Raw genomic sequence first — 20,813 nt, 5'->3', positions numbered from 1 at the left:
AATCGCCGAATCCCGCGTCGATCGACTGGCAGAATCGGCCGGGTGCAGGTCGGAATGCTTGGTCCATTCGAAGTTCGCACGGACGACGGCGGCTTCGCCGACGTGCCGGGCGCCCGGTTGCGCGGGCTGCTGATCGCCCTCGCGCTGCAGCCGGGCCGCGTCGTCCCGAAGGCGGCGCTCATCGACTGGATCTGGGGCGAACAGCCGCCGTCGGACGCGGTGAACGCCTTGCAGCGCCTGGTTTCCCGGCTGCGGAAGGCGCTGCCCGCCGGGTCGGTCGAGGGGCAGACGGACGGCTACCGGCTGCGGATCGAGCCCGACGCCGTGGACGCCGTCAAGTTCGAGCGCCTCGTCGGCAAGGCCCGCGAGGACGGAGATCCGCACCGGCTGCGCGAGGCCCTCGCGTTGTGGCGCGGTTCCGCCATGCAGGACGTCGGCCTGACCGACAGCGGCGCCTTCGACGCCGCCGTCACCCGGCTCGAGGGGCTGCGCCTGACCGCACTGGAAGACCGGTTCGACGCGGAGATCAGCCTCGGCAACGGCGCCGGCCTGGTCACCGAACTGACCGACCTGGTGGCCGCGCACCCGGTGCGGGAACGGCTGGTCGCCGCGCTGATGCGCGCCCTGGTCGCGACGGGCCGCGACACCGACGCGCTGCTCGTCTACGAGCGCACCCGCGAATCCCTGGCCGACGAGCTCGGCGTCGACCCCTCGCCGGAGCTGTCCGCGTTGCACGTCGCGCTGCTGCGCGGCGAGGTGGAGCGGCCGGCGGAGAAGCAGAAGACCAACCTGCGTGCCGAACTGACCAGCTTCGTCGGCAAGGACGCCGAGGTCACCGCGGTCCGCGACCTCATTGGCGAACACCGGCTCACCACGCTGATCGGCCCCGGCGGCGCGGGGAAGACCCGGCTGGCCACGGAAACCGCGCGCACGCTGCTCGGCGACTTCCCCGACGGGACCTGGCTGGTCGAACTCGCCCCGCTCGGCGCGGACGGGGACGTCGCGCAGGCGGCGCTGGCCGCGTTGAAACTGCGCGACGCGCTGCTCGGCGACGCGCCGGACGCGGACCCCGCCGACCGGGTGATCGCCGCCCTCCGCGAGCGGACTGTGCTGCTGGTCCTGGACAACTGCGAACACGTGGTCGGGTCCGCCGCGGAGTTCGCCCACCGGGTGCTCGGCGAGTGCCGCCGGCTGCGGATCCTCGCCACGAGCCGGGAACCGCTCGGCATCACCGGTGAGGCGCTGTGGCCGGTCGCGCCGCTGGCGCTGCCCGCCGACGACGCCGACCCGGGCAAGATCGAAGCCGCCCCGGCCGTCCGGCTGCTGCGCGACCGGGCCGCCGCGGTGCGCAAGGACCTCGGCACCGACGCCCAGACGTTGTCGGCCATGGCGCGCATCTGCCGGGCGGTGGACGGGATCCCGCTGGCCATCGAACTCGCCGCGGCCCGCTTGCGCACCATGTCGCTCGACCAGCTCGCCAACCGGCTCGACGACCGGTTCCGCCTGCTGACCGGCGGCAGCCGCACCGCACTGCCCCGGCAACGGACGCTGCGTGCGCTCATCGACTGGAGCTGGGAGCTGCTCAGCGACGCCGAACGGACCGTGCTGTGCCGGCTCTCGGTGTTCTCCGGCGGCGCGAGCCTGGAAGCGGCCGAACGCGTCTGCGCCACCGACGAGATCGAATCGTGGGAGGTGCTGGAGCTGCTCACCGCGCTGACCGAGAAGTCGCTGGTGGTCACCGAAGGCGACAGCGCCCCGCGGTACCGGATGCTCGGCACCATCAAGGAGTACGCCGACGAGCGGCTCGCGGAAGCGGGCGAATCCGAGGCGGCGCGGCGCGCGCACCTGGCGTACTTCACGGAGCTCGTGGAAACGGCGGAGCCGCACCTCCTGCGTGCCGAACAGCTGGAATGGCTCGGTGTGCTCAAGGCCGAGCACGACAACATCGCCGCGGCGATGCGTGGCGCGATCGCAGCCGGCGAGGCGGCGGGCGCGATGCGGCTCGCCGCGGCCGCGGGCTGGTACTGGTGGCTCGCCGGGCACAAGGCGGAGGGCAACGAGCTGATCCTGGCGGCTGCCACGATGCCGGGTGAGGTGGCGGACGAGATCCGCGGCGTGGTGTACGCGTTCGTGTCGGGATTCATGACCTCCGGGCGCGGCAGCGACCAGTTCGACGCGGTGGAGTGGATCCACAAGGCGTACGAGATCAGCCGGCGCGTGCCGAACCCGCCGCCGTCGCTGCGGTTCGCCGGCGCGATGGAGCGCCTGCTGGAGGGGCCCGACGCGATGCTGACCGCGTTCGAGCCCCAGATCACCGACGAGGACCCGTGGGTGCGCGCGCTGGCCCGCCTGCAACTCGGGAAGATGCGGGTGCAGCTCGGCCACGGCGGCTGGGAGGCCGACACCTACCTGGAGGCGGCGCTCACCGAGTTCCGCGCCCTCGGTGAACGTTGGGGGATCTCGTTCGCCCTGACCGAGCTCGCGGAGCGGATCGCCACGCGCGGGGAGTTCACCCGCGCCTGCGAGCACTACGAGCAGGCGATCGTGGTCGTCAAGGAGGTCGGCGCCGTCGAGGACATCGTGCGGATGCGGTCGCGGCAGGCCCAGCTGTACTGGGTGCTCGGCGACGCAGAGCGCAGCGCCTCCGCCATGGCCGAGGCGCAGCGGTACGCGGACCGGATCTCCTGGCCGGAAGCGCTGGCCGAGCTGGCCCTGGCGAAGGCGGACCTCGCGCGCTGGCGCGGCGACACCGAGCAGGCACGCCGGGAACTCGCCACCGCGACGGAGATGCTGAGCGACAACGCGGGACGGGCTCCCGTCCGCGTGATGACGCACGACCTCCTCGGTTACCTCGCCGACGACCTCGACGAGGCCAGGGAACACCGCGCGGTGGCCGTCGAAGCCGCGGCCGAGGCGGGGCACCCGCTCATGATCGCCCAGACGCTGGTCGGGGCGGCGGACCTGGCGCTGCGCGCCGGACAGCCCGAGCAGGCCGTCCGGTTGCTCGCGGCGAGCGACGCGCTGCGCGGTCTGCCGGACCGCTCGCAGCCGGACGCGCAGCGGATCGAGCAGGAAACGCGGAACCGCCTCGGTGACACGCGGTTCACCGAGGCGGCTCAGGAGGGGCGGGAGGCGAGCTGGCGCGAGCTGATCGCGGTCACGCTCGCTTCTTGAACGTGGCGGACGCCCACAGGTAGCCGACGAGCGCGATCCCGGCGCACCAGGCGAGGGCGGCGATCAGGTCACCGGTGGCGGGCGATCCGTTGAGCAGGCCGCGCAGGGTTTCGATGATCGGCGTGAACGGCTGGTACTCCGCGAACTCGCGCAGGCCCGGCCCCATCTTGTCGGCGGGGACGATCGCGCTGCTGAAGAACGGGAGCATGACCAGCGGCACCGCCGCCATCCCCGCCGTCTCCACGGACTTGGCCGCCAGCCCCAGCGCCACGGTCAGCCAGCCGGTCGCGAGACCGAGCAGCACCACCACACCGAGCACGCCGAGCCAGTCGAGGACGTCCGCGGACGGGCTGAACCCGAGCAGGAACGCCACGCCGACGAGCGCCGCGATGGCGAGCAGGTTGGTCAGCACGCTGGCGATGACGTGCCCGTTCAGCACGGCGCTGCGGGAGACGTCCATGACCTTGAACCGGTTGATGATGCCCTTGGTCATGTCGGAGCTCACCGCGGTCGCGACACCGCCGAGTCCATAACAGACAGCCAGCAGCATCAGGCCCGGCGTGGCGTAGTCGACGTAGTCGACACCGACGCTGAACGCGTCGCCGAGCATGTACACGAACATCACCATGACCACGATCGGCATCAGGACCGCGTTGAAGACGGTGACCGGGTTCCGCGCGATGTGCTTGAAGTTGCGGCGCAGCATCACGAGCGACTGGTTGTTCATTTCGCGACCACCTCCGTGGTGTGGCCCGTGAGGGCGAGGAAGACGTCATCGAGGTCGGGCGTGTGGACGGTGAAGGTTTCGGCGCTGAGCGAGTACTCGTCGAGCCGGTCGAGCAGGGCACGCAACGACTTCGTGCCGCCGTCGCTGGGCACGCGCAGGGTCAGGGCGTCGTCGTCGCGGGTGGCGCCGGGGAGGACCCGGGCGGCCGAGTCGAGCTCGGTGGCCGTGGCGAACCGGAGCCGCACGTGGGTGCCGGGGACCTGGCGCTTGAGTTCGTCGGGGGTGCCTTGCGCGACGAGGCGGCCCTTGTCCAGCACGGCGACGCGGTCGGCCAGCTGGTCGGCTTCCTCCAGGTACTGGGTGGTGAGGAAGATGGTCACGCCGTCGGCCACCAGGCCGCGGATGATGTCCCACATCGTGCGGCGGCTGCGCGGGTCCAGACCGGTCGTCGGCTCGTCGAGGAAGATGATCCGCGGGTTGCCGACGAGCGTCATCGCCAGGTCGAGCTTCCGGCGCATGCCGCCGGAGTAGGTCGACGCGGGTTTCTGGGCCGCGCCGGTCAGGTCGAACCGGTCGAGCAGCTCGGCGACGACGCGCCTGCCGTCCTTGGCTGGAACCCGGTTCAGGTCCACCATCAGCTGCAGGTTCTCCTGGCCGGTGAGCAGCTCGTCGACGGCGGCGAACTGGCCGGTCACGCCGATCGCCGCGCGCACCGCCTTGGCCTCGGTGGCGACGTCGTGCCCGGCGACGCGGACGGTGCCGCCGTCGGCCTTGATCAGCGTGGTCAGCACGTTGACGGTCGTGGTCTTGCCGGCGCCGTTGGGCCCGAGCAGGGAGAAGATGGTGCCCGCCGGAACGCTGAGATCGATCCCGTCGAGCACGACTTTGTCTTGGTAGGACTTCCGGAGCCCGGAAGCCGTGATCGCCTCTGTCATGACGACCACTTTCGGCCGCTGCCCTGACACGGACCGGTCACCGCGCTGACATGCCCGCTGACACGGCGGGCGGGCACCCTCCTACCGCGGGATCCTGGTGAGCTTGTCCGGGTTGGTCACCGAGTAGATGCCGCGCACCCGGTCGCCCGCCGGGGTGAGGTCGAGGACCAGCACGGCGAACGGCGAGTCGCCGGAGAACAGCAACGCGGACGGGTCACCGTTCACCTGGCGGTACCGGATGTCGAAGGCCCCGGTCGCGTTCGCGGTGACGCCGACCAGCAGGCTCGCGACCGCGTCCCGGCCGTGCACCGGCCGCAGGCTGGTGGCCACTCCCTTGCCGCCACCGTCTGTCCACAGTGTCACATCCGGGGCCAGCACCTGGAGCAGCGCTTCCAGGTCACCGCCCATCGCTGCCTCGACGAACCGTTCCGTGACCTCCCGCTGCACGCGGGCGTCGACACGGTACCGCGGTCGGCGAGCGCGGACGTGCTCGCGTGCGCGGTGGGCCAGCTGCCGCACGGCTTCGGGGCTGCGGCCGAGGATGTCCGCGATCTCGGTGTGCGGGTAGCCGAACACGTCGTGCAGCACGAACACCGCGCGTTCGGCTGGGCTGAGCGATTCCAGCACCACCAGCAACGCCATCGACGACGATTCGGCGCGCAGCACGGGATCGGGCAGGTCGGTGACCACCGGTTCGGGCAGCCACTGGCCGACGTAGGTCTCGCGGCGGCGGCTGAGCGCGGCCCGGCGGGCGAGGGCCTTGTTGACGGCGATGCGGACCAGGTAGGCGCGCGGGGTGCCGACCCGCCCGTGATCGGCGGCCTCCCACCCGAGCCAGGTCTCCTGGAGTACGTCCTCGGTGTCGGCGACGCTGCCGAGCATGTCGTAGACGATCGCGAACAGCAGTTCGCGGTGGTCGACGAACGTGCGCGTGGCGAAATCCTGGTCTGTCATGGTGCCCTCCTCGCCGGTACGTCCACATCGAGTCCCAGTGCCGTACCGGCGCCCCGAACGTGACATCCCCAGCCGTGATTGTGGTCCACGTCTCGTCCTGTCACGCTGCGCCGCCCCGCCGCGCACTTGGTTGCCGCGAGCCGGGACGGACCCGGCCGTGCGAGGAGGCAACGATGCGAACCCTGATTCGCGGCGTGCGGGTGTTCGACGGGGAGCGGACCACCGCCCGCGCCGACGTGCTGATCGACGGCGACCGGATCGCCGAGCCCGGCGGGCCCGCTGACGTACTGGTGGACGGGACCGGGCGGACCCTGCTGCCCGGCTTGATCGACGCGCACACCCACACCTTCGACGGCAACCTCGCGCAGGCGCTGCGGTTCGGCGTGACGACCGAGCTGGACATGTTCTGCCTGCCTGCGAACCTGTCCCGGCAGCGGGCGCTGGCCGCCGAGCGCGACGACGTCGCCGACATCCGAAGCTCCGGTGTGCTCGCGACCGCGCCGGGCGGGCATCCCAGCCAGTTGATGACCGCGCTCGGCGACACGCTCGGCGACGCGGCCGGCCCGTTCGACACGGTCGCGACGGCAGACCAGGCGGCGGCGTTCGTCGCGGCGCGGCAGGCGGAAGGGGCCGACTACCTGAAGGTGGTCGTCGACGACGGCACGGTGCACGGCGCCGACCTGCCGGTGCTGGCGCCGGACGTGGTGGCGGCGCTCGTCGAGTCCGCGCACGACGCGGGACTGGCGGTGATCGCGCACGCGATCACCGCGGCGGAGGTCGAGATCGCGCTCGACGCCGGTGTGGACGGGCTGGCGCACGTCTGGGTCGACGCGGGACCGGGCACGGCGGAGCTCGCGGCACGGGTCGCGACGCAGGGTGTGTTCGTGGTGAGCACCCTGGTGTACTTCGAGGTGATCAGTGGCCAGGGCGGGGCCGATCACGCCGTTCCGGGCAGCGGGACGGGCGCGGTGCGGGTGGCGCGCGCGTTGCGGGCGGCCGGCGTGCCGCTGCTGGCGGGCACGGACGCGACTCCGTTCGCGCCCGTGCACGGGGAAAGCCTGCACCGCGAGCTGGAACTGCTGACCGAGGCGGGACTGACCGCGGAGGAGGCGCTGGCCGCGGCGACCAGCGTGCCCGCCCACCACTTCGGGCTGGACGACCGCGGGCGCATCGCCCCCGGCCTTCGCGCCGACCTGGTGCTGGTCGACGGCGACCCCACGCGCGACATCGCCGCCACGCGTTCGATCGTCGACGTCTGGCGGCGTGGTGTCCGCCAGGCCCGCTGAGGGGTTGCGATGCGTTTCTTCCTGCTTCCCGCCGGCGGCTCCCGGCCGGTGCCGACCCCGCCGTGGGCGACGGTCAAGGCCACGGCCGAGGACACTGAGGGCCGCTTCACGCTGCTGGAGGTCAACGGCGAGGTCGACCTGCCCGGCCGCGTGCAGGAGGTGGCCGACGAGTTCGTGTACGTCATCGACGGCGCGGTCGAGGTGGATGTGGACCGGACCACGCACCACCTGACTGCCGGCATGTGCGTGATGGCGCCGCGGGGTGTGCCTCACGCGATCCGCACGGCCGGCGCGCCGGTGCACGCGTTGCACCTGCTCTCGCACGGTGCTGCGGGGGTCGGGGGCAAGGTGGATCGCGGCTACGTGCTGGCGCGGGGCGAGGCGCGGCCCGGCCGGATCCGGTTGCCGCCCGCGTTCAGCGTCAAGGCGCGGAGTTCCGACACCGGCGGGTTGTTCTCGTTGCTGGAGGTCACGGTGGCGCAGCCGATTCCGCGCCACACGCACCATGTGGCCGACGAGTGCATCTACGTCTTGGATGGCGCGCTGGAAATCGACTTCGGCGGCACGACTTACACGGCGCGAAAGGGCGAGTTCGTCCTGCTACCGCACGGGGCACCGCACGCGATCGGGCCGGGTTCGGCGCCACCGCCGCGGGTGGTGCAGATCTCCACCCCCGGCGGCTGGGAATTGGTGGTGGAGGCGTTGATCGAACACCGCACGGAGGTCAGCAAGGGCGGCCGGTTCAACCCCACCGCGCTGAACCGCTACACAACTCCCCACCACGTAACCTACGACACCCACTAAGTCCACTCAGGACGACCGCCCGTCCAGAACACAACCGGGGCGAGTTGTATCCGCGCCCCGCGGATACAACTCGCCCCCTCGTGACACAAGCCAAGGGGACGCGACTCAACAACCGGACCACGGCGGGGGTCCGGGGGCGTGCCCCCGGGCGGGGCGTGGGGGCCGCGCCCCCACAAAACACGCGAAACGCAAAAGGCTCGCGCTCTCCGCGAGCACGAGCCTCCCATGCGTGGAGCTGAGGGGAATCGAACCCCTGACCTTCTCGATGCGAACGAGACGCGCTACCAACTGCGCTACAGCCCCTTACTGGACTTCCCGAAGGAAGCTCCAGAAGCATAGCAAGTGCCCGGAGGCGGTCGGCGAGGGGGTCTACTCTCCGACCGCGCGCCGGAACGGGAGCTGGTCCGGGTCGTCCAGGTCGTGGAACGCGGGGTCTTCGTCTTCGAGGTCGACGACCACCGCGCGGCCGCGGAGGCGCGACGCGGGCGAGGGGCGGCGCTCGACGCCGGGGACCTCGCGCGGCGGCTCGGCGACGTCGAGCTCCTCGGCGGGGCGCTCGCGGCGGGCGGGGCGCGCCGCGGGGCGGGAGCCGAGGCGGGCCAAGCGGCGCTGGCGGATCTCGGCTTCGATGCGCACCTGCCGACGCAGGTAGGCGAGGTAACCCACCAGGACGAGGTCAATGGCGCCGTGCAGCCACCACAGCGACGAGGTCAGGAATCCGGCTCCGGCGGCGGTGACGACCGCGAGCAGGAACAGGCAGAGGACGACCCGCTGGCGGAACGCGTACTTGGCGCGCGCGGCGATCTCCGCGGCCTCCGGGTCGAACCCGCCGCGGCCAGGCCGGTAGCGGCGGTCGGACACCGGCTCGTACCGGCGCGCCGGCTCCTCTTCGTACTCTTCGACGTCGTCGTAGTCGACGCGGTCGTCGGCCTCAGCGACCTGCTGGGTGGTTTCGGACATCGCGAACTCCTCCTCCGCGTCGTCTGCGCCGCCGCCACTTCGGACCACGCGGGCGGCCAGTTCGGCGTCGGCCGTCTGCGTGACCGCCTGGCGCTTGCGGGCGACCATGGGCACGAGCACGACGAGCCAGGCCGCGGCCAAGGCGACGATGATCAGCGAGCTGGGCAATCCCCTCTCACCTCCCCCGTTCACTGCTACATGTCGTCACGCTAGTCACAGGAGTAACAGATGGGACGGAGCCACGCCGCTCGGAAGCAGAAAAAGGGTCACGCCATCCGGTGAAAAACTCGCGGTTAGGTAACGGACCCGGTCACAGGTATTCGGCGCGTCCGGCGGCGACCAGACGCGCCACGAGACCCGGTCCGCTCTCCTCGACCGTCATCGCGTAGCAGTAGTGGTCCCGCCAGTCGCCCGCCACGTCCAGGTACCGCTTGAACAGGCCTTCCTGCCGGAACCCCGCCTTGGTCAGCACCTTGATGCTCGGCGTGTTCTCCGGCCGCACGGTGGCCTCGATGCGGTGCAGGCCGGCGGAGCTGAACGCGTGGTCCACGACGAGCGCGACGGCCGCCGTGGCGACCCCGCCCTTCACCACAGAGGAGGACACCCAGTAACCGACCCAGGCCGAGCGCAGTGAGGCCCGGATCACGTTACCGACCGTGATCTGCCCGGCGAACTCGCCGTCCAGCGTGATCGTGTACGGCAGGCACTGGCCGCGCCGGGCCAGCGACCGCAGCGCCGTCCACTGCGCGGGCCAGGACCAGTAGCTGTTCCGGTCGCGCCACGGCCCCGGCCCGGTCGGCTCCCACGGCTCGAGGTGCTCCTGGTCGCGCAGCCGGATCCGGCTCCAGTCGCCCGCGTCGCGCAGGCGGATCGGCCGCACCGCGACGTCACCGGCCGCCACCCGGATCGGGCCCAGCCGGGCCGGCCACCCGGGGTGGCGGGACTCCAGGTCATACGCTGCTGGCTGCACCGGACAGTTCTAACCCCGCTGTGCCAGGAAGGTCACCTTGACCTGCTCGCCCGCGGGCACCTCGGTGAGGTCCTCGTCCACGTTGACGAGGCAGTTCGCTTCGGCCAGCGACGCGAGCAGGTGCGCGCCGGACGTGCCGAGCGGCTGCACCAGGTACTCGCCGGTGCTCTCGTCGCGGAGCAGCTGCCCGCGCAGGTAGCCGCGCCGGCCCTTGGTCGAGGACACCGGCGACAGCAGCCGCGCGCTCACCGTGCGGCGGTGCGGGTTGCGGGTGCCGCGGGCGGCGCGGATCAGCGGGCGGATCAAGACCTCGAACACGACCAGTGCGCTCATCGGGTTCGCCGGGATCAGGAAGGTCGGCACCGAGTCCGGGCCGAGCCGCCCGAAGCCCTGCGCGGACCCCGGGTGCATGCCGACGCGGGTCATGTCGATCTCGCCGAGGTCGGACAGGGCCGCCTGGACCTCGTCGCCCGCGGTGCCGCCCGCGCCGCCTGCGACCACGACGACCTCGGACATCAGCAGCCTGCCCTCGACGACCTCGCGCAGCCGTTTCGGGTCGCTCGGCACGATCCCCACGCGGCTGACCTCGGCGCCCGCGTCGCGCGCGGCGGCCGCGAGGGCGTAGGAGTTGACGTCGTAGACCTGGCCGGTCGTCGGGGTGCGGTCGATGTCGACCAGCTCGTCGCCCACCGACACGATCGACACCCGCGGCCGCGGGTAGACCAGCACCTTCGAGCGGCCGACCGCCGCGAGCAGGCCCACCTGCGCCGCGCCGATCGTGTCGCCCTGGCGGACGGCCACGTCGCCGATCTGCACATCCTCACCGGTCCGCCGGACGTAGGCCGCGGACGGCACCGAACGGTGGATGGTCACCTTGGCCGGGTGACCGTCGGTGAAGGCGGTCGGCACGACGGCGTCGGCGAGGGTCGGCAGCGGCGCCCCGGTGGCGACCCGGACGGCCTGGCCGGGCTGCAGCCGTCGGGGCTGCCGCGAGCCGGCCGGGATCTCCCCCACCACCGGGAGCTGGACGGGCTCCTCGCCGTCGGCGCGCACGTCCACGCTGCGCACCGCGTAACCGTCGACGGCGGCCTGGTCGAAGCCGGGCAGCGCGTGTTCGGCCACGACCTCCTCGGCGCAAAGCAGGCCCTGCGCTTCGGAGATCGCGACGCGGACGGGTCGCGGGCGCACCGCGGCCTGCAGGACACGGGCGATCTGCTCGTCGACCGAGCGGAGGTCCTGCTCGGCCTGGTCGGGCTCCGGGGTGGGGTCGGTCATCAGCGATCGGTCCCGAGTCGTTCGGTCAGCCAGTTGCGCAGTTCGGGCCCGTAGTCCGGGTCGTCGAGGGCGAAGTCGACGGCGGCCTTGAGGAAGCCGCCCGGGTTGCCGAGGTCGTGCCGCCCGCCCCGGTGGACCACGATGTGCACGGGGTGGCCCTCCTCGATCAGCAGCGCGACGGCATCGGTGAGCTGCAGTTCACCACCCGCGCCCGGCTCGATGCGACGCAGGGCGTCGAAGATCGCCCGGTCGAGGAGGTAGCGGCCGGCCGCCGCGTAGGTGGACGGCGCTTCCTCCGGCGACGGCTTCTCGACCATGCCGTGCACCTGCTTGACGTCGGAGTCGTCCGTGTCGGTGACGTCGAACACGCCGTAGGGCGAGATCTGCTCCTTCGGGATGTCGAACGCGCACAGCACGCTGCCGCCGTGCTTGGCGCGCACCTCGGCCATCTTCGAGAGCACGCCGGCCGGCAGCACCAGGTCGTCGGGCAGCAGCACCGCGACGGCCGCGTCCTCGTCGGTCAGGTTCGGCTCGGCCTGGGCCACCGCGTGCCCGAGACCCAGGGCCTCCTCCTGGATCGCGACCTCGACGTCGATCAGCTCCGGTCCGCGGCGGACCTTCTCCAGCAGCGCGGACTTGCCCTTGCGCTCGAGGTTGGCCTCCAGCTCGGGCGACGGCCGGAAGTAGTTGACCACGGACTCCTTGCCCGGCGAGGTGACGATCACCAGGCGTTTCGCCCCGGCCTGCGCGGCTTCGCTCGCGACGATCTCGATCCCCGGGGTGTCCACCACCGGGAGCAGCTCCTTGGGAACCGCTTTCGTCGTCGGCAGGAACCGGGTGCCCAGGCCCGCGGCCGGGACGATTGCGGTTCGGAACGAGTGGTTGTCGAAGGCGCCCGTCATAGGCGCCAAGCCTAACCTGCGTACATGGGTGCGCAGCGCAATGACGAGGTGACGAAGGCCGAGTGGCGCGCAAAGCTGTCCGCCGCCCGCGCGGCCGTCACCGTGCAGCGACGGGTCGCCGAGGCCGCCGCGCTGGTCCGCGCGGTGTCCGCGATGTCACTGCCGGACACCGTGTGCTGCTATGTCCCGTTCGGTTCCGAGCCGGGCTCGATCGGCCTGCTCGACGTGCTCCGCGACCGCGGCGCGCGGGTGCTGCTCCCGGCGATTCCCGCCGAGCCAGGGCCGCTGGACTGGGCCGAGTACACCGGCACCGGGAGCCTGCGCGCGGGCCGGCTGCGGCGCATCCTCGAGCCGACCGGTCCGCTACTCGGCCCGGACGCGCTGGCCGGCGCCGGGCTGGTCCTGCTGCCCGCGATGGCCGTCGACCACCGCGGCGTGCGCCTCGGGCGGGGCGCCGGGTTCTACGACCGGTCCCTCGCGCACGCCGCGCCCGGCGCCGACCTGGTGGCCGTCGTCCGAGACGCTGAGCTGGTCGAACGGCTGCCCGCGGAGGACCACGACGTGCTCATGACCGGGGCGCTCACCCCCGGCCGCGGGCACGTCCGGCTGCCACTGTGACCAACCCTTGTTTGCGCTGGGGGAATGGTCTCCAGCACAATTGCGTTAGCACTCTTGCGGATCGAGTGCCAATGCGCGAAGGAGCACCTGTGCCCACGTACCAGTACGCCTGCAAGGAGTGCGGCCACCGTTTCGAGGCCGTGCAGTCGTTCTCCGATGCCAGCCTGACCGAGTGCCCGGAGTGCACCGGCCCGCTGCGCAAGCTCTACGGAGCGGTCGGCGTGATCTTCAAGGGCTCCGGCTTCTACCGGACCGACTCGCGCTCGTCGTCTTCGTCCTCCTCGTCGAAGTCGTCCACCTCCTCCTCGTCCAGCTCGTCGAGCACCTCCAGCGAGAGCAAGAGCAGCTCCACCTCTTCGTCATCCTCGTCGAGCGGTACGACGACAACCGCGGCCGCGGCTTCCTGACGGCCGAGTTATCCACAAGTACCCAGTTATCCACAGCTGCCAGATCCGCGTCTTTTCCGCCGGGTGTCAGCACCCCTAGCGTCGATTCCGTCGACGGCCCACCGCCGTCGCACTCGACGACTGGGGGTGCTTCGCCATGCGCTTCGATCCGCGTGCCCGTTGGAACCGGCTCCGGCCCCGCTTCGGCGGCCGCCGTTGGCACCGGCTGCGCAAGCTGGTCGCCGCCGGCCTGCTGATCACCGCGGCCGTGCTGGCCGCGCGCCCGGACGCGGCCGAGCCGCGGGCCGCGCCGCCGCCACCCTCCGCACCCGTCCCCTTCACGGGTGATCTTGCCCTTGCCGCGGTGCCGGTCCGCCTCGCGGACACCGGTGTGGCCGAGTTGCTGACCCCCGGCATGCGCGTCGACGTGGTCACGTTCGACGAGTCCGTGGACGGCAGGAAAGTGCTGGCCAGCATGGCGAGCGTGCTGTCGGTGCGGCCCCCGCCCGCCGCGGCCGGACGCCTCGCGAGCGCGCGGGACGGGCCGCTCGTCGTCCTCTCGTTGCCCGAGGAGACGGCCAGGGAGGTGGCCGCGATGTCACTCCGGAATCCGGTAGCCGTTACCCTCCGTTAGCCGTTTCCGGACGAGAGGAGTGCACATGCTGAAGGGCTTCAAAGACTTCCTGATGCGCGGCAACGTCATCGAGCTGGCGGTCGCGGTCGTCATCGGGACGGCGTTCACCGCGATCGTCACGGCGTTCACCAACGGGCTGATCAAGCCGCTGATCAACGCGATCGGAGGTTCGGACGCCGCGAAGGGCCTGGGGTTCAACGTCCTGAGCGACAACGACTCCACGTTCCTCGACTTCGGCGGCGTGATCAACGCGGCGATCAACTTCGTGATCGTGGCCGCGGTGGTCTACTTCCTGCTGGTCCTGCCGATGAAGAAGATCCAGGAGCGCCGCAAGCGCGGCCAGGAGGAGGGCCCCTCCGAGCCGACGGACGTCGAGTTGCTGACGGAGATCCGCGACCTGCTGCGCCAGCAGAGCGGCTCCAACGGCCAGGTCAGCAGCCGCGTCGAAAGCCGCGACTGAAGCCCGCTTCCTGCTCCGGGGCTCCGGTCTCGGAGCAGGAAGTCAGCCAAGCCCACTGAGCCACGCTCGGACACCTGCCGAACGCCAGTACGAGCCCACCACACTGCCCCGGCGCCAGGCCCACAGGCCACCACAACCCGATGCGGCACTACCCACCCCGATGCATGCCACACCCACGGGCGCACCTCGGCATCAGCTGAGCCGGCCCCGGCGGGGGCAACAGCACGCGGCGACCTCCGGCAGCCATCGGCAGCCTCAAACGGCGCACCTCCGCACCAGTTGAGTGCCGGCTCCCGGCACGGGACAACGGCCACGCAGCGACCACCCGGCAGCCAACGGCGCCCCACACGCCATCGCCCACCCAAGACACAAACCACACCCCACCAGCCGACACCCGCCTGCCGCACCCGGCATCAGCCGAACGCCGGACCTGAGCGCGGGACAACAGCCCCCGGCAGCCATCGGCGCTTCAAAACGGCGCGCCCCGCAGCCTGGTCCGTCCGGTAGCCGGTCAAGGCGGCACAGCGTCGGCCACCAGATGTGGCGTCGGCTGCCGGGGCCTGCTCGGCCGGCCAACGCCTCGTCGGCCGAACCGTCGCGCCTAACCGCCGTGGTGGGGCGGCCGGTTCTCGCGGTACCAGGCGTCCTCGTCGCGGGCCGGGCGTTCCGGCTCGCGTTCGTCGGACGTCGTTTCCGGGAGAACCTCCCCGAAGATCTCGTCCAGCTTGCGCCGGTCGCGGGGAGGCTTGTGCTCCCGGTCCTCCCCGGGCATCAGGACTCGTCGAGCCCGGAGAGCTGGTCGATCACGTACGGCACGAGCGAGGACAACGTCGCCATGCCATCGCGCACCGCGGCGCGCGAGCCGGCGAGGTTGACCACCAGCGTGCTGCCGGACACGCCGACCAGGCCACGCGAGATGCCCGCGTCGACCGCGCCGGCGGCGAGCCCGGAGGAGCGCAGGGCCTCGCCGATGCCGGGGATGGGCCGGTCGAGCACGCCGATCGTCGCGTCCGGGGTGACGTCGCGCGGCGACACCCCGGTGCCGCCGACGGTGATGACGAGGTCCACACCACCGATGACGGCGGTGTTGAGCGCGTTGCGGATCGCCACGGTGTCGGCGTGCACCAGCACCACGCCGTCCACGATGAAGCCGGCTTCCTCCAGCAGCTCCTGAACCAGGGGGCCCGAGGTGTCCTCATGCTCGCCGTGCGCCGCGCGGTCGTCCACGATCACCACGAGCGCGCGGCCCAGCCGCTGTGCACTGCGTTCCATGAGCACACGGTATCCGGTTGTTACCGACCTTCGACGAGCACGTCGCCACTACTGAGAGGTAGGCCGGGCACGCACGAGCGCGCCGTCTCGCCCGAACGCCCCCGACGGGGCAGCGGCCCTCGCCGACCTGGCCCCACGGCCGGATCACGGGAGGCCCCGCACCAAGCCGCCGTCCGAAGTAGACAATTTCCCGCGGCTGGCCGCCGCGGCCCCTCGCACGGCGGCTCCGGCCCGGCCAAGTTCTGCGCCCCATCCCGCGGCAAGCGCAAAGAGAAACCGCGCGCGACCGGAAACTTCCAGTCGCACGCGGCTTGGATACCGGCTCAACCCCGTAGAGCCGGCCAAGTGGTCTCGGCCGCCCCGTGCGGCCGAGCGCCTGTTCATCCCCTCCGGCCGCCCCGAGCAGCCGAAACCCATCAAGCCCCGGCCGCCGGACAGCCAAGCACCTCGCCAAACCCGCTCGCGCGGAGCGTCCAGCTCCTCAGCCCGGCCACCCGAATCGCCGAGCGCCCCTCATCCCACCAGCCCCAGCAGGCGGCAACGGATCACTCAGTTCGTCGGCACCGGTTGGCCGCCCAGGGTGACCTGCACCGTGCGGCCGTCGCTCAATGTGAAGGTCACCTTGTCGCCCGGGGCGCGGGTTCGCACGGCCGCGATCAGGCCGTCCGCGTCGTTGATGACCAGGTCTTCGACCTTCGTCACGACGTCGCCCTGCTTGAGGCCCGCCTGCTCGGCCGGGCTGCCGGACTGCACGCCGGCGATCTGGGCGCCACCCTGCTGCGCGTCGCTGACGTTCGCGCCGATGAACGTCTGCGTCGCCTTTCCGGTGTCGATGATCTCCTGCGCCGTCCGCCGCGCCTGGTTGATCGGGATCGCGAAACCGATGCCGGCGTTCGTCGCCTCCGTTTGGCCCATTCCGCTCGACTGCGGGCTGTAGATGGCCGAGTTGATGCCGATCACCTGGCCCGACAGGTTCGCCAGCGGACCACCCGAGTTGCCCGGGTTGATCGCCGCGTCGGTCTGGATCGCGCTCATCACCGTCGTCTGGTCGCCCTCGCTGCCACCGGCCCGCACCGGGCGGTGCAGCGCGCTCACGATGCCCGACGTGACCGTCCCGGCCAGCTCGAACGGCGACCCGATCGCCACCACCGACTGGCCGACGTTCAGGTCGTCCGAGTTGCCGAGCGCCACCGGCGTCAGGTTCTTCACGCCGTTGACCTTCACGACCGCGACGTCGGTCGTCGGGTCGCGGCCGACGATCGACGCGTCCGCCTTGGTGCCGTCCTGGAACACCGCCTGGATCGCCCCGCCCTCCGCGGCGACCTCGACGACGTGGTTGTTGGTCAGGATGTAGCCGTCGGTGGACAGCACGAACCCGGAGCCCTCACCCTGCCCGCTCCGGCCGGACACCTGCAGCTCCACCACGCTCGGCGACAGCTTCTGCGCCACCGCCTCCACCGAGCCCTCCGGCGCGGTCGCCGTCTGCTGCGCGGGCACCGGCTGGTCGAGCGCGTTGTACGACGCGCCGCTCCCGCTGTTCTGTGCGGTCAGGTACCCCCCGGCGGCACCCGCTCCGCCACCGACGATCAACGCCAGCACGGCAACCCCGGCCACGAGCTTGCCCGGGCCACGACGCTGCTGCGGCACGGACGGCGCGGGCATCGTCGCGGTCGCGTACGGCGACTGCTGCTGCGCGCCCGGCGGCGTCCACGGATAGCCACCGGCGGACTGCCCCGGCTGCGCGGTCTGCTGCTGCCCGGCCCCCTGCCCGATTGGCTGCTGCCCGGTCTGCGCGTACGCGCCCTGCTCGTGCCCCCCGGCCTGCCCCGGCTGGGCGGCGTGCGACTGCTGCGCGGCTCCCTGCGCCGACCACGGACTCGGCTGCTGCTGCGGCCCCGAGCCGAGCGGCGTTCCGCGCGGTGGCGTCTTCGCGTCCTCCGGCGACTGCTGCGCGCCGGGCTCCCGCTGGGCACCGCCGTCGTGCGGTGCGCTGGGGTCGTTCTCGGTCATGTCCCTACCATGCGTGTCGGTCCTGAGAGCGGGCTGAGCCCAGCCTGAGGGTCACGCATGAGTATGCCGCCGGACTCAGCCCACCGCGCGGAGACGTTCCGCGATCTGCTCCGGGGTGGCGTCGTTGATCCACACCGCCTCGCCCGACTCGGACCCGGCCAGGTACTTCAGCTTGTCCGGCGCGCGCAGGATCGAGAACAGTTCGAGGTGCAGCCAGCCCAGCTCGCGGTCGATCCGGACGGGCGCCTGGTGCCAGCCGGCGATGTAGGGCAGCGGCCGGTTGTACAGCCCGTCGCAACGGCGCAGCACGTCGAGGTAGACCTCGGCGAAGTCGTCCCGCTCGGCGTCGGTCAGCGCCGGGATGTCGGGCACCTGGCGGTGCGGCACGACCTGCACGTGCACCGGCCATCGCGCCGCGGGCGGGACGAACGCCGTCCAGTACTGCCCCTCCGCGATCACGCGCGTGCCCGCCTTGCGCTCGGCGGCCAGCACGTCGCCGAGCACCGGGCGGCCGTGTTCCTCCTGGTAGGCGCGGGCCACGTCGAGCATGCGGCGCGTCTTCGGCGTGACGAACGGGTAGCCGTAGATCTGGCCGTGCGGGTGGTGCAGCGTCACGCCGATCTCCTCGCCCCGGTTCTCGAACGGAAAGACCTGCTCCAGCCCGTCGATCCGGGACAGCGCGGCGGTCCGGTCCGCCCAGGCGTCGACGACCGTGCGCACGCGGGACGGGCTCAGCCCCGCGAAGGATCCGTTGTGGTCGCTGGTGAAGCAGACGACCTCGCAGCGCCCCTTGCCCGGCGCGGTCCGCACGAGACCCAGACCGTCCAGTGTGGACCGCTCGCCGGTGGCGCCCTCCTCGAAGGAGGGGAAGCGGTTCTCGAACACGACGACGTCGTAGTCGGCCTCGGGGATCTCGCTCGGCTTGCCCGGCTTGCTCGGGCACAGCGGGCACAGGTCGGCCGGCGGCTTGTAGGTGCGGGTTTGCCGGTGCGCGGCCATCGCGACCCACTCGCCGGTCAGCGGGTCGAGGCGGATTTCCGAACTGGCGGCCACCGCCGGCAGGTCGCGCGTGTCCTCCGCCGTGCGGGGCGGCGTGTCGTCGCCCTCGTCGAAGTAGATGATCTCCCTGCCGTCGGCAAGGTGGCGAAGGGTCCGCCTCACTCTTCCTCCGTGTCGTCGTTGACGGGTGCGACCTCGAGGTCACCCACATGCTCAGCCAAGACGGCGCGCGCCGCCTCCCCAAGGCCGTCGTCGGTCACCACGACGTGCGCCTCGTCCAGCTCGGCGATGGTGGAGATGCCGACGACGCCCCACTTGGACGAGTCGGCGAGCACGACCAGCCGCCGCCCGGACTCGACCAGCGCGCGGTCGGTCTCGCTCTCGGTCAGGTTCGGCGTGGTGAAGCCCGCCCCTTCGGCCATGCCGTGCACCCCGAGGAACACCTGGTCGAGGTGCAGGCGGCGCAGGCTGTGCACGGCGACGGGACCGACCAGCGCGTCGGACGGCGTGCGGACGCCGCCGGTGAGCACGACCGTGCGGTCCGGCGCGGACGACGCGCGCAGCACGTCGGCGACCTGGATCGAGTTGGTGACGATCGTCAGCCCTGGCACACCGTCCAGCGCGCGGGCCAGCGTCCACGTGGTGGTGCCCGCGGACAGTCCGATCGCGGTGCCCGGCTGGACCAGCTCGGCGGCGCGGCTCGCGATGGCCTCCTTCTGCGCCCGCTGCCGCGCCGACTTGGCCTCGAACCCGGGCTCCTCGGTGCTGGGGCCGAGCACGGCGGTCGCGCCGCCGTACACCTTCTCCACCAGACCGCGGCCGGCGAGCACGTCCAGGTCGCGGCGGATGGTCATGTCGGACACGCCGAGCCTGCTGACCAGGTCACTCACGCGCACCGCGCCGTTCCGCCGTGCCTCTTCGAGGATCATCGCCTGCCGCTGACGCGCCAGCACCATCGCTCCCATCGCCCACCAACTACACAAAATCCTACACGAATCAACACACGTAGGACGTCGTGGTTCAGCCGGGCATCCCGGGCAGACGCAGGCTCAGCAGGGCGCCGCCCTCCGGCGCGCGGCCGGCGTACGCGGCGCCGCCGTGGCGTTCGGCGGCCTGTTTGACGATCGCCAGCCCGAGGCCGGATCCGGGCAGGGTGCGTGCTTCGGACGAGCGGTAGAAGCGGTCGAACACGCGCGGCAGGTCCTCGTCGGCGATGCCCGGTCCCGAGTCGGCCACCTCGATGACCGCGGTGCCGTCGCCGAGCGGGTACATCCGCACGCCGACGCGCGAGTGCGGCGGCGAGAACTTGACCGCGTTGTCCAGCAGGTTCAGCACCGCTCGCTCGAGGGCGCCGGCGTCACCGATGACGTGCCACGGCTGGAGCGCGACGTCGAACTCGATCTCCCCGGCCCGGCGGCGGGCACGGTCGAGCGCGCGTTCCACGACCTCGACCATCTCGACCCGTTCGAACGCGGTGCGCGGCTCGTCCTGGCGCGCCAGCTCGACGAGGTCGCCGATGAGCTGGGTGAGCTCGTCCAGCTGCGCCTTGATGTCGGTCTCGATCTCCGCGCGGTCCTTCTCCGACAGCGTCGGCGCCCCGGAGCGGCTGGCGGACAGCAGCAGCTCCAGGTTGGTGCGCAAGGAGGTCAGCGGCGTGCGCAGCTCGTGGCCGGCGTCGGCGACGAGCTGCCGCTGCCGGTCCTGGGATTCGGCGACGGCGCCGAGCATCGTGTTGAAGCTGTGCGTCAGCCGGGCCAGCTCGTCGTCGCCGCTGATCGGGATCGGGCGCAGGTCGCCGGTCCGGGCGATGTGCTCGGTCGCCGATGTCAGCCGCTCCACCGGCCGCAGCCCGGTGCGGGCCACGGCCGTGCCGGCGAGGGCGGCGACCACGATCCCGCCGCCGCCGATCAGCGCGAGGACCACCGCCAGCTCACGCAGGGTCTGTTTGGTCGCGTCGAGTGGCTGCGACAGCACGAGCGCCACACCCGGCTGGTAGCGGTAGGGCACGGCGAGCACGCGCGAGTCGGTGTTCTGGTCGGTGCGGATCGACGACGGCTTCTGGCCGCTGGCGACCTCACGCTCGTCCAGCCCGATCGGCGGCCGCATCGACGGCTCCGACTCGAACGCGGACGAGCCGTCGGCGACGATCAGGTCGAACCGCACGTCGACCAGCCGCGTGATGTAGGTGGGGATGCGCAAGCCGCCGGTCTGCACGACCTGCGGGTCGTTGATCACGCTGTTCGCCTGCTGGATCAGCTCGTCGTCGACCTGCTGGTACAGGTTGTTGTAGACCGTGATGTAGGCGCCGAGCGAGACCAGCGCCAGCGCCCCCGCCACGCACGCCGCGGCCAGCAGCGTGACGCGCGCCCGCAGCGACACCCTCCGGGGGGCGTGGCCGCCTCCGTTGTCGACGCGGATCACGGGCACCGGTTCGGTCACGACATGGC

The 20,813-nt window shown here is 72.0% G+C and carries 20 protein-coding genes and 1 tRNA gene; 7 read left to right on the top strand and 14 right to left on the bottom strand.

All coding sequences use genetic code 11. The features are described 5' to 3' along the window. Window positions 1-42: 42 nt before the first annotated feature. Window positions 43-3,174 (top strand): BTAD domain-containing putative transcriptional regulator, encoded by a 3,132-nt coding sequence (locus tag AMYTH_RS0134010; protein ID WP_027933969.1) that lies wholly within the window; start codon window positions 43-45, stop codon window positions 3,172-3,174. Here AMYTH_RS0134010 and AMYTH_RS0134005 read toward each other — a convergent pair. The 3 genes from AMYTH_RS0134005 to sigJ form a co-directional block, all read right to left on the bottom strand. Continuing rightward, the gene (locus AMYTH_RS0134005; protein ID WP_027933968.1) at window positions 3,158-3,901 is read right to left on the bottom strand and encodes an ABC transporter permease; all 744 of its coding nucleotides are present in this window, start codon (window positions 3,899-3,901) and stop codon (window positions 3,158-3,160) included. The genes AMYTH_RS0134010 and AMYTH_RS0134005 overlap by 17 nt on opposite strands. Further along, on the bottom strand, window positions 3,898-4,836 hold the full coding sequence (locus AMYTH_RS0134000) for a daunorubicin resistance protein DrrA family ABC transporter ATP-binding protein (RefSeq protein WP_027933967.1): 939 nt from the start codon (window positions 4,834-4,836) through the stop codon (window positions 3,898-3,900). The genes AMYTH_RS0134005 and AMYTH_RS0134000 overlap by 4 nt, the downstream gene beginning before the upstream one ends. Before the next feature lie 81 nt (window positions 4,837-4,917). Beyond that, window positions 4,918-5,790: an RNA polymerase sigma factor SigJ gene (gene sigJ / locus AMYTH_RS0133995; RefSeq protein WP_027933966.1), complete on the bottom strand. Its 873-nt coding sequence runs from the start codon at window positions 5,788-5,790 to the stop codon at window positions 4,918-4,920. Window positions 5,791-5,963: 173 nt separating this feature from the next. Between sigJ and AMYTH_RS0133990 the strand changes: the two genes are divergently transcribed. Together AMYTH_RS0133990 and AMYTH_RS48240 are read left to right on the top strand one after the other, a co-directional pair. Next, on the top strand, window positions 5,964-7,076 hold the full coding sequence (locus AMYTH_RS0133990) for an amidohydrolase family protein (RefSeq protein WP_027933965.1): 1,113 nt from the start codon (window positions 5,964-5,966) through the stop codon (window positions 7,074-7,076). A 9-nt stretch (window positions 7,077-7,085) separates the two neighbouring features. Next, on the top strand, window positions 7,086-7,880 hold the full coding sequence (locus AMYTH_RS48240; RefSeq protein ID WP_027933964.1) for a cupin domain-containing protein: 795 nt from the start codon (window positions 7,086-7,088) through the stop codon (window positions 7,878-7,880). Between the two features lie 230 nt (window positions 7,881-8,110). Here the strand turns inward: AMYTH_RS48240 and AMYTH_RS0133980 are convergent. The 5 genes from AMYTH_RS0133980 to AMYTH_RS0133960 form a co-directional block, all read right to left on the bottom strand. Next, window positions 8,111-8,183, bottom strand: a tRNA-Ala gene (locus AMYTH_RS0133980). Between the two features lie 66 nt (window positions 8,184-8,249). Beyond that, window positions 8,250-9,008 carry a divisome protein SepX/GlpR gene (gene sepX, locus AMYTH_RS0133975; RefSeq protein WP_027933963.1) on the bottom strand — a complete coding sequence of 253 codons (759 nt, stop codon included), beginning with the start codon at window positions 9,006-9,008 and terminating at the stop codon, window positions 8,250-8,252. Between the two features lie 142 nt (window positions 9,009-9,150). Beyond that, window positions 9,151-9,810 (bottom strand): GNAT family N-acetyltransferase, encoded by a 660-nt coding sequence (locus AMYTH_RS0133970; protein ID WP_027933962.1) that lies wholly within the window; start codon window positions 9,808-9,810, stop codon window positions 9,151-9,153. Window positions 9,811-9,819: 9 nt separating this feature from the next. Further along, complete coding sequence (gene glp / locus AMYTH_RS0133965; protein WP_017984982.1) at window positions 9,820-11,085, bottom strand: molybdotransferase-like divisome protein Glp; 1,266 nt, start codon at window positions 11,083-11,085, stop codon at window positions 9,820-9,822. After that, window positions 11,085-11,987, bottom strand: coding sequence for a UTP--glucose-1-phosphate uridylyltransferase (locus tag AMYTH_RS0133960; protein ID WP_027933961.1), 903 nt, complete (start codon window positions 11,985-11,987; stop codon window positions 11,085-11,087). The genes glp and AMYTH_RS0133960 overlap by 1 nt, the downstream gene beginning before the upstream one ends. A gap of 24 nt (window positions 11,988-12,011) precedes the next feature. Here AMYTH_RS0133960 and AMYTH_RS0133955 point away from each other — a divergent pair, with 24 nt between their 5' ends. The 4 genes from AMYTH_RS0133955 (at window position 12,012) to mscL (ending at window position 14,085) form a co-directional block, all read left to right on the top strand. Next, window positions 12,012-12,605, top strand: coding sequence for a 5-formyltetrahydrofolate cyclo-ligase (locus AMYTH_RS0133955; RefSeq protein WP_027933960.1), 594 nt, complete (start codon window positions 12,012-12,014; stop codon window positions 12,603-12,605). An 89-nt stretch (window positions 12,606-12,694) separates the two neighbouring features. Beyond that, the gene (locus AMYTH_RS48235) at window positions 12,695-13,012 is read left to right on the top strand and encodes an FmdB family zinc ribbon protein (RefSeq protein WP_084022731.1); all 318 of its coding nucleotides are present in this window, start codon (window positions 12,695-12,697) and stop codon (window positions 13,010-13,012) included. Between the two features lie 136 nt (window positions 13,013-13,148). Next, entirely contained in the window at window positions 13,149-13,625 is a 477-nt protein-coding gene (locus AMYTH_RS0133945; protein ID WP_027933959.1) for a hypothetical protein, read from the top strand. A gap of 25 nt (window positions 13,626-13,650) precedes the next feature. Continuing rightward, window positions 13,651-14,085 carry a large-conductance mechanosensitive channel protein MscL gene (gene mscL / locus AMYTH_RS0133940; protein ID WP_027933958.1) on the top strand — a complete coding sequence of 145 codons (435 nt, stop codon included), beginning with the start codon at window positions 13,651-13,653 and terminating at the stop codon, window positions 14,083-14,085. A gap of 601 nt (window positions 14,086-14,686) precedes the next feature. Here mscL and AMYTH_RS49690 read toward each other — a convergent pair. The 6 genes from AMYTH_RS49690 to AMYTH_RS0133910 all read right to left on the bottom strand — a co-directional run bounded on the left by AMYTH_RS49690 (window position 14,687) and on the right by AMYTH_RS0133910 (window position 20,805). Beyond that, window positions 14,687-14,857, bottom strand: a complete 171-nt coding sequence (locus AMYTH_RS49690) for a hypothetical protein (protein ID WP_167344625.1) — start codon at window positions 14,855-14,857, stop codon at window positions 14,687-14,689. After that, window positions 14,857-15,357: a MogA/MoaB family molybdenum cofactor biosynthesis protein gene (locus tag AMYTH_RS0133930; RefSeq protein WP_017984989.1), complete on the bottom strand. Its 501-nt coding sequence runs from the start codon at window positions 15,355-15,357 to the stop codon at window positions 14,857-14,859. Before AMYTH_RS0133930 ends, AMYTH_RS49690 begins: the two co-directional genes overlap by 1 nt. Window positions 15,358-15,906: 549 nt before the next feature. Continuing rightward, entirely contained in the window at window positions 15,907-17,367 is a 1,461-nt protein-coding gene (locus AMYTH_RS0133925; RefSeq protein WP_027933957.1) for a S1C family serine protease, read from the bottom strand. 75 nt (window positions 17,368-17,442) lie between these two features. After that, a complete protein-coding gene (galT, locus tag AMYTH_RS0133920; RefSeq protein ID WP_027933956.1) occupies window positions 17,443-18,528 on the bottom strand; it encodes a galactose-1-phosphate uridylyltransferase in 1,086 nt (361 codons plus the stop codon). Further along, a complete protein-coding gene (locus AMYTH_RS0133915) occupies window positions 18,525-19,322 on the bottom strand; it encodes a DeoR/GlpR family DNA-binding transcription regulator (protein WP_037322903.1) in 798 nt (265 codons plus the stop codon). The genes galT and AMYTH_RS0133915 overlap by 4 nt, the downstream gene beginning before the upstream one ends. Window positions 19,323-19,386: 64 nt before the next feature. After that, window positions 19,387-20,805: a sensor histidine kinase gene (locus AMYTH_RS0133910; protein WP_051362901.1), complete on the bottom strand. Its 1,419-nt coding sequence runs from the start codon at window positions 20,803-20,805 to the stop codon at window positions 19,387-19,389. Window positions 20,806-20,813: the final 8 nt, after the last annotated feature.

This window comes from Amycolatopsis thermoflava N1165 (assembly GCF_000473265.1).
GTDB lineage: Bacteria > Actinomycetota > Actinomycetes > Mycobacteriales > Pseudonocardiaceae > Amycolatopsis_E > Amycolatopsis_E thermoflava.
This window is presented reverse-complemented; position numbering and strand designations above follow the sequence as displayed.

What these genes read in the sequence shown, in the direction of transcription:
- AMYTH_RS0134000 (WP_027933967.1), bottom strand. Translation starts at nt 4,836, where the DNA reads ATGACAGAGGCGATCACGGCTTCCGGGCTCCGGAAGTCCTACCAAGAC.
- AMYTH_RS0133925 (WP_027933957.1), bottom strand. Translation starts at nt 17,367, where the DNA reads ATGACCGAGAACGACCCCAGCGCACCGCACGACGGCGGTGCCCAGCGG.
- AMYTH_RS0133990 (WP_027933965.1), top strand. Translation starts at nt 5,964, where the DNA reads ATGCGAACCCTGATTCGCGGCGTGCGGGTGTTCGACGGGGAGCGGACC.
- AMYTH_RS0133955 (WP_027933960.1), top strand. Translation starts at nt 12,012, where the DNA reads ATGGGTGCGCAGCGCAATGACGAGGTGACGAAGGCCGAGTGGCGCGCA.
- sigJ (WP_027933966.1), bottom strand. Translation starts at nt 5,790, where the DNA reads ATGACAGACCAGGATTTCGCCACGCGCACGTTCGTCGACCACCGCGAA.
- AMYTH_RS0133945 (WP_027933959.1), top strand. Translation starts at nt 13,149, where the DNA reads ATGCGCTTCGATCCGCGTGCCCGTTGGAACCGGCTCCGGCCCCGCTTC.
- AMYTH_RS0134005 (WP_027933968.1), bottom strand. Translation starts at nt 3,901, where the DNA reads ATGAACAACCAGTCGCTCGTGATGCTGCGCCGCAACTTCAAGCACATC.
- AMYTH_RS0133960 (WP_027933961.1), bottom strand. Translation starts at nt 11,987, where the DNA reads ATGACGGGCGCCTTCGACAACCACTCGTTCCGAACCGCAATCGTCCCG.
- mscL (WP_027933958.1), top strand. Translation starts at nt 13,651, where the DNA reads ATGCTGAAGGGCTTCAAAGACTTCCTGATGCGCGGCAACGTCATCGAG.
- AMYTH_RS0133930 (WP_017984989.1), bottom strand. Translation starts at nt 15,357, where the DNA reads ATGGAACGCAGTGCACAGCGGCTGGGCCGCGCGCTCGTGGTGATCGTG.
- AMYTH_RS0133915 (WP_037322903.1), bottom strand. Translation starts at nt 19,322, where the DNA reads ATGGTGCTGGCGCGTCAGCGGCAGGCGATGATCCTCGAAGAGGCACGG.
- AMYTH_RS48240 (WP_027933964.1), top strand. Translation starts at nt 7,086, where the DNA reads ATGCGTTTCTTCCTGCTTCCCGCCGGCGGCTCCCGGCCGGTGCCGACC.
- AMYTH_RS49690 (WP_167344625.1), bottom strand. Translation starts at nt 14,857, where the DNA reads ATGCCCGGGGAGGACCGGGAGCACAAGCCTCCCCGCGACCGGCGCAAG.
- glp (WP_017984982.1), bottom strand. Translation starts at nt 11,085, where the DNA reads ATGACCGACCCCACCCCGGAGCCCGACCAGGCCGAGCAGGACCTCCGC.